The sequence below is a fragment of the Rhizobacter sp. P3_B12 genome, from assembly GCF_056402895.1.
The window spans coordinates 1-7567 of the sequence record NZ_JBFUGN010000222.1 but is presented as its reverse complement, the minus strand read 5'-3'; the positions used below and the strand labels follow the sequence as shown (position 1 = coordinate 7567).

General features: G+C 70.6%; 4 protein-coding genes. All 4 read right to left on the bottom strand.

Annotated elements, in window-relative coordinates; translation table 11 throughout:
- Positions 1-2314, bottom strand: a 2314-nt coding sequence (locus AC1D01_RS14090; RefSeq protein WP_477867188.1) for a hypothetical protein, incomplete at its 3' end; no start/stop codon positions are given.
- Between the two features lie 160 nt (positions 2315-2474).
- Positions 2475-3353 carry a transglutaminase family protein gene (locus AC1D01_RS14085; protein WP_477867186.1) on the bottom strand — a complete coding sequence of 293 codons (879 nt, stop codon included), beginning with the start codon at positions 3351-3353 and terminating at the stop codon, positions 2475-2477.
- Complete coding sequence (locus tag AC1D01_RS14080) at positions 3353-5830, bottom strand: circularly permuted type 2 ATP-grasp protein (protein WP_477867184.1); 2478 nt, start codon at positions 5828-5830, stop codon at positions 3353-3355. Before AC1D01_RS14080 ends, AC1D01_RS14085 begins: the two co-directional genes overlap by 1 nt.
- Positions 5831-5997: 167 nt before the next feature.
- A partial coding sequence (locus tag AC1D01_RS14075; RefSeq protein ID WP_477867182.1) for a transglutaminase family protein occupies positions 5998-7567 on the bottom strand: 1570 nt, incomplete at its 5' end.

Sequence of the window (7567 nt, the reverse complement as noted above, 5' to 3'; positions counted from 1 at the left end):
GTTCGGTCAGTGCGACCGCGGTGTCGCCTGCCGACCCGGCGCGGATGCGCTGGGTCGTCTGATGCGCCGGCACCCAGCGCGTCTCGGCAAACCGGCAGAACGCCTTCAGGTCGCGGTGCACGGCGCTGCCCTGCTGCCACGCGAACCCCTTGCGGTCGCCGGTTTCCCTGGCCACCGCCTTCAACAACGACTTCGTCTGATCGATGAACAGCGCCGGCGGCACGCTGCGGAACAGGCGGGCCGCGGCAGCCCACATCTCGTCGGTCGTCAATGCGGACGATCTGGCGAGATGGCCGTTGCGGTCCAGCCATTCGTTCATCGCATGCAGGTCGATCTGCTCTCCCTTCAGGTGGCCCTCGAGGAGCTTCACGAACCTGCCGGCTTCGGGGTTCCGGCTCTTGCCGAGGCGCACGATCCAGCACGCCGCATGGAAGCTCGGCAGCAGTGCCCCCGGCGCCAGCTTGGGCGGTTCCGCAGGCAGTCCGAAGACGGCGGCGTACTGCTCGCGACGGGCGATCAGTTCGCGCCATTCGATGTCGCGCGGATGCACGGCCTGTTGGCGCAGCTTCTCGGAGTCTGCACGGATCATCCCCTCGATGTCGTTGAACAGCACCCCGTCGATGTCGGCAAGCGCCACGACCGCCTGGATGTGCGACTCGAGTACCGGGTCCGGATAGCCCGCGGCGGGTCGGCGTGCCAGCAGCCCGGCGAACTCGTCCAGCGCGGCGACCACCTGGGTGTCGGGACTGACCGTGTGGATGGACCTGCCGGCAAAGCCATCCCGGCCGCCGATCCAGTAGCCCTGCGTCGCCGCCACCGACAACGGCCTCTCCTTCCCGTCCTTCTTCATCTCCTCACGAAGACGGGCCCGGTCCGCGGCCGAGGTGGTGGCGGCCAGCAGGGTGGCGTCGTACTGTTCGCGGCGCAGGCGGGCGCGCATTTCCTCCCGCGTCGCCGCCTTGCCGACATAGCTTCCCAGGTACGCCGCGCCAACAGCCCCGCCCACGACCGTGGCAGCCACGCCGACAGGCCATGCCACCGCCGCCGTCGCGACGGCCCCGGTGACGATCGCGCCCGTCGCCAGCGGCGTGCACACGGCAGCGTTGACAACGGCCTTGGCCAGGCGAGTGCGCCCGCAACGCATCTCGTGGCGGGCTTGCTTCATCAGGCGCCGCTGTCGCTTCTGCGCGCCCTTCAGCACCTGGATGAGCAGGTCATGGTCGGCGCTGCGAAGCGCCGCATCGGTCCCGGCCAGGCTGTCGATCTGCCGCTGAAGATGCCCGCAATGGGCCTTGCAGCGGCGGTACTCCTTCTTGCGAAAGCTGATCTCCTGGCGTCCGACCACGCCATCGATGCCGGCGCACGCGAGCGACAAGGGCAAAGCCACCGCACCCAGCGCGAGGCCGGCCGTTCCCAGGCCCAGCGACGCGAGGTTGGCGCCCGACGCGATCTTCATGCCCATGCCGGCGACGCCCAGCAACGCGGTGACGGTCGACAGGCCGGTGTCTCGCAGCGCGGCGGCGCAGCAGCGTCGCCAGGCCTGGCGTGCCGCCTTGTCGAACAGCTTGCATCGCGAGAGCGCCGCCTGGCAGCAGCGGAAGCCGTGAACCACTTCCGGGCTCGACGGCTGCCCGCTCGCACGGTTGGCGAGGTATTCCTGGAAGTGCCGATAGAAGACGACCACCTCGACCTTCCGGCGGTCCTGCTCGTCGACCGCGTCGAGGAACGCGTTGAACATGTCGAGGCCGTCGATCAGCGAGCAGCCGGCCGCCACGCCGCCTGCGATCCCGAGAGCTTGCAGGCCCCCGGCAGGAGGCGCGAAGCCGGGGCCGGTCGATGAGGTCGCGGCATTCAGTCCGGTCCGGAACAGCGCGCAGTCCGCCCACAACAGTGCCGAAGTGCCCGTCACGGTCGACACCAGCGTGCCGGCATCGCCGCCGCGCCTGAATGCCTTGTGGCCCTCGGTGCGCGGCCGGTTGAGGCCGCGCCGGATCGCGAACTCGGCCCGCCGCCGGGCCTGGGCGGGCACGTTCCGTGCGCGTGCATAGCGGGGCGCGCACGACGGCGGCGCTGCCGGCAGGTAGTGTCCGTTCTCGTCCTGGGTCACCAGGCCGCTGGACAACAGCTCTTCTGCAAGGTCGCCGACCTTGGACGCGATCTTGTCGGCCACCAGCGCCTCCAGCTGCGTCACGGCCTCCTTGGCACGCTTCGCCGGATCGTCGGACGCCTGAGCGCTCGTGGAATCGGCCGCGTCCTCGCGACGCGGCACGTGAAACTGATTGCCGTGCGGATGGAAGAAGATCGAACCGTGCATGAGCAAGTCTCCTCAAGCTCAAACGGCCCCCCACTCGACTCGCTCCGGCTCACCGAGGACATCCAGGGGCACTGCTTGCTGAGTGGCGTGCACCGACCAGTTCGTTCGCTGTACGGATGAACCGCACGAAAACCCGCATCGGCCCGGCATCCCGCCGGCATCACACCGGCGTCACGCTCACCGACACATCGAGCTGCTGCTCGCCGCCGCCGAGGATCACGCCGCGCAGCGGCACCACGTCGGCGAAGTCGGCGCCCCAGGCGAGCGTGATGTAGCGCTCGTCGGCCAGCTGGTTGTTGGTGGGATCGAACTCCACCCAGCCGTGCGCCGGCGAGTACGCGGCCACCCAGGCATGCGAGGCATCGACCCCCAGCAGCCGCGGCTGCCCCGGCGGGGGATCGGTCAGCAGGTAGCCCGACACGTAGCGCGCCGGCAGACCGTGCCCGCGCAGGCAGGCGATCATCAGGTGCGCGAAATCCTGGCAGACGCCGCGCCGCTGGTACAGCACCTCGTCGACCGAGGTGCTGACGGTGGTCGCCCCGGCCTCGAATTCGAAATCGTCGTGGATCGCCTGCGTCAGCGCAGACAGGGCCGCAAACCAGTCGCGCCCCGGCGCGAGCGCCGTCCGCGCATACAGCCGCGCACCTTCGGACAGCGGCACCAGCACCGTCGGCTCGCACATGCACGCCGGCTCCAGCGCACCGAGCGTCGGCGTGTTGCGGACCGCATCGCGCACCGATTCCCAGGGCTGCGTCGCCGACGCCCACACCGGCCGCGTGCCGACCTCGACCGTGCAGGCCATGCGCACCCGCAGCAGGCGGTGCGCGCCGTGCAGCCCGAAATGCGTGACCGTGTTGCCGAAGCTGTCGGGCGCCTCGTGGCGCTCGTCGGGCGGCGGGTCGATCTGCAGCGAATGCGACAGCAGCTTCTGCCACGGCAGCTCGCGCGGCGCGAGCCGGGCCAGCTGCCAGGACTGCGAGACCGGTGCCGCATACGCGTACCGGGTTTCGTGCTCGACGGTGTAGCGCGCGGCTGCCATCACGCCACCAGCGACAGCACGCTGCGCGAGGCGGCGTGCGAGAAGAACTTCAGCGTCAGCTCGTCCGACACCGTGTAGGCGGCGCGCTGCAGCTGGTCGATCACCGTGGCCAGCGCCTCGCTCTCGGGGTGCAGGTCGTGCGCGCCGAGCGCCAGCAGCGCGGCCTGCGCCGGGGCGAGCACGTCGCTCGCGAAGCGGCCGTGCGTGCGTTCGAGCTTGTCGACGTACTCGACCAGCCCCTTCACCTGGAAGGCGACCGAGCGCGGGTTGGTGTCGTCGCGCAGCAGCAGGTCGAGCACCGGCAGCCACTCCGGCGCCACCAGGTAGCGCGAGCGGTAGGTGACGGTGGAGTCGGCCAGTTCCAGCAGCCAGTCGAGCCCGCTGCTGCGGCCCTCGCGCGTGGCGACCTTCAGCGTCAGGCACAGGTTCGACAGCCGCTCGATGCGCCGCCCGATCGACAGGAAGCGCCACGAGGTGCTGCGCGTCATGCCGTCGAGCACGAAGCCCGACAACGTCATCATCGACGTGACCGCGCGGTCCAGCCAGGCCAGCGCCAGCGCGAGCGAGCCGCCGCGCTGGAACACCGGGTCGGCGATCAGCTGGTTCAGCGTGCGCCAGTTGTCGGCCGACATGCGGTCGCGCAGGCTGAACGCGACGCGCAGCAGCTGCCGCAGCCGCACGCTCAGGCCCTCTTCGGGGTGCGTCGCGGCGCGCAGCAGCTCGGTGCCGACGTTGTCGAGCGAATCGATCAGCCCCATGCGCTTCGCGAGCGCGAGCGTCGGCGTCAGGCCGTCTTCCGGGTCGTCGGCGCGCGCATCGACGTTGCCCAGCACGCCGGCCACCGCGACGCGCAGCAGCCGCGCCGACGCGTCGCAGCGCTCGCCGTAGCGGCCGAACCAGAACAGGTTCTCGGCGGTGCGCGACGGCACGTTGCCCTTGGTCGTCACCAGGTCGGGCGGCGTCACGGTGCGCGTGAGCAGCGAGAACGACGCGTTGACCGGCCGGTCGGACAGCACCCAGGTGTCTTTCGAGCGCCCGCCGCGCTGCATGCCGATGACGCGGTCGTCGTCGTCGCCGGCCACGCGGGTCAGGCCGCCCGGCATCACGCGGTAGCCGTTCGGCGTCGCGACCGCGAACACCCGCAGCCCGACGGTGCGCGCGCTCAGGTGCTCGCCGTGGCGCCCGGTGCCGCGCGGCTCGCGCTCGAGCACCGGCGCCTGCGACACGTGCACCCATTCCTGCGCCACGTAGCGCTGCGGGCGCGCCGCCACGCGGGCGCGCAGCAGCAGGCGTTCGTCGTCGGAGAGGTCGGCGCCGAACACCGCCGGCTCGTTGGCCGAACGGTCGAGCGGCTTGATGATCAGGTGGTCGATGCGCTTCCAGGCGTCTTCGAAGGCCGCCGGTTCGCCCAGCCACCAGGTGGCGACCGAGGGCAGCAGCAGCGGCTCGCCGAGCAGCTGTTCGCTGAGCTGCGGCAGGTAGCCGAGCAGCGCGCCGGATTCGAGCACGCCGGAGCCGAGCGCATTCGCGAGCAGCACGGTGCCGCGGCGCGCGCAGTCGGTGAGGCCGGCCACGCCGAGCGCCGAATCGGAGCGCAGCTCGAGCGGATCGCAATAGGCGTCGTCCTGGCGGCGCAGCAGCGCATGCACGCGCTTCAGGCCGTCGACCGTCTTCATCCAGACGCAGCCGTCGCGCACCGTCAGGTCGCTGCCCTCGACGAGCGCGAAACCGAGGTAGCGCGCGAGCAGCGCATGCTCGAAGTAGGTCTCGTTGTAGGGCCCCGGCGTCAGCAGGCCGATCAGCGGCGGCCCGTCACCCTTGGGCGCCAGGCGCAGCAGCGATTCGCGCAGGTTCGAGAAGAACGCCGCCAGGTGCTGCACGTGCAGGTCGCGGAACATCTGCGGGAACACGCGCGAGACGACGAGGCGGTTCTCCAGCGCATAGCCGGCGCCCGWCGGGGCCTGGGTGCGGTCGTCGACGACCCACCAGCGGCCGTCGGGCGAGCGTGCCAGGTCGGCGGCGTACTGGAACAGGTGCACGCCGCCGGCCGGGCGGATGCCCTGCACCTGGTGCAGGAAGCCGCTGTGGCCGAACACCACCGATGGCGGCACGCTGCCGTTGCGCAGCAGCTCCTGCGGGCCGTAGATGTCGGTCAGCACGCGGTTCAGCAACTCGGCGCGCTGCGCGATGCCGGCCTCGATCTCGTCCCATTCGGCGGGCGAGATCAGGAGCGGCAGCGGATCGACCTCCCAGGGCCGGTCGGCGCCCTGCGGGTCGGCGTAGACGTTGTAGGTGATCCCGTTCTCGCGGATCTCGCGTTCCATCAACGACAGGGTGTCGCCGATATCGGGACCCTGGCGCTGGGCCAGGGTCTCCAGGAAGGCTTCCCAGTGGGGGCGGGGCGCGCCGGGCGCCGCGAGCAACTCGTCGTAGCGACCTTCGTGGACGGCGTATCCCTCAAGCAATGTTCTGAGCATGTGTCGACTTCAAACCAGTCGCCAGTTTGTCATACGCGGTGCCGCGTACGCGCCCGGATTCGCACATGGACGCGAGCAAAGGCGCGTGCGAGGAGGCTGTGGAAGACCGACCCGTCCGGCGCGCCATGGCCTCCCCCCACGCGCCTTTGCAGCGAAAAGCCGCAAACCTACAACGGCGCCCGTCGAAGATCCAGTGTGAAGGGGAAGTTCGGGTTGCGCTCGTCCTTCGGCAGCGCCATCACGCCCGGCGTGTGGCCGACGCGGAAGAAGCGCGCCAGCCTTCGCGCCTCCGCCTCGTACGCATTGACCGGCGCAGTGTCGTAGTTGCGCCCACCCGGGTGCGCGACGTGGTACTGGCAACCGCCGAGCGAGCGGCTCATCCAGCTGTCGACCAGGTCGATCGTCAGCGGCGCATGCACCGGAATGCTCGGGTGCAGCGCCGACGGCGGGTTCCACGCGCGGTAGCGCACGGCGCCGACGAACTCGCCGACCTTGCCGGTCGGCTGCATCGGGATCGCGCGGCCGTTGCAGGTCAGCACATGGCGGTCGCCGACCAGCCCGGTGGCCCGCACCTGCAGCCGCTCGACCGACGAATCGACGAAGCGCACCGTGCCGCCCGGCGCCCCCTCCTCGCCCATCACATGCCACGGCTCCAGCGCCAGCCGCAGCTCCACCTCGGTGCCCATCGCATTGAAATCGCCCAGCCGCGGGAAGCGGAAGTTCAGGTGCGGCGCGAACCACTCCGGCTGGAACGTGTAGCCGAACTGGTTCAGCTCCTCGATCACGTCGCACAGGTCCTGCCAGATGAAATGCGGCAGCATGAAGCGGTCGTGCAGCTCGGTGCCCCAGCGCTTCAGGCGCGGCGGCTGGTACGGGCGCTGCCAGAAGCGCGACACCAGCGCGCGCATCAGCAGCTGCTGCGTCAGGCTCATGCGCGCATGCGGCGGCATCTCGAACGCGCGCATCTCCAGCAGCCCGAGCCGGCCGGTCGGGCCGTCGGGCGAGTACAGCTTGTCGATGCAGAACTCGGCGCGGTGCGTGTTGCCGGTCACGTCGATCAGCAGGTTGCGCATCAGCCGGTCGACCAGCCACGGCGGCGTGTAGCCGTTGCCTTGCGCCGCGATCCGTTGCAGCTCGGCGAATGCGATCTCGATCTCGTAGACCGAATCGTTGCGCGCCTCGTCGACGCGCGGCGCCTGGCTGGTCGGGCCGATGAACAGCCCCGAGAACAGGTAGCTCAGCGCCGGGTGGTTGTGCCAGTAGCCGACCATGCTCGCCAGCAGGTCGGGCCGGCGCAGGAACGGCGAATCGGCCACGGTGGCGCCACCCAGCACGAAGTGGTTGCCGCCGCCGGTGCCGGTGTGGCGGCCGTCGACCATGAACTTCTCGGTCGACAGCCGCGTCTCGTGCGCCGCCTGGTACAGGTGCGTGGTCTGCTCGACCAGCTCGCCCCAGCTGTGCGCCGGGTGGATGTTGACCTCGATCACGCCGGGGTCGGGCGTGACGCGCAGCGTCGACAACCGCGGATCCTTCGGCGGCTCGTAGCCTTCGAGGATCACCGGCAGCTTCATCTCGAGCGCGGTGTCCTCGACCGCGGCGACCAGCTCCAGGTAATCCTCCAGCGCGGTCGCCGGCGGCATGAAGACGTAGAGGCGCCCGCCGCGCGGCTCGGCGCTGATCGCGGTGCGGGTGACCCCGCTGGCCGATTCGTTCGCCGCGGGGGCGCGCACCGGAACC

Bases quoted from the DNA above. Each gene is read 5' to 3' on its own strand.
- AC1D01_RS14085 (WP_477867186.1), bottom strand. From the start codon at position 3,353: ATGGCAGCCGCGCGCTACACCGTCGAGCACGAAACCCGGTACGCGTAT.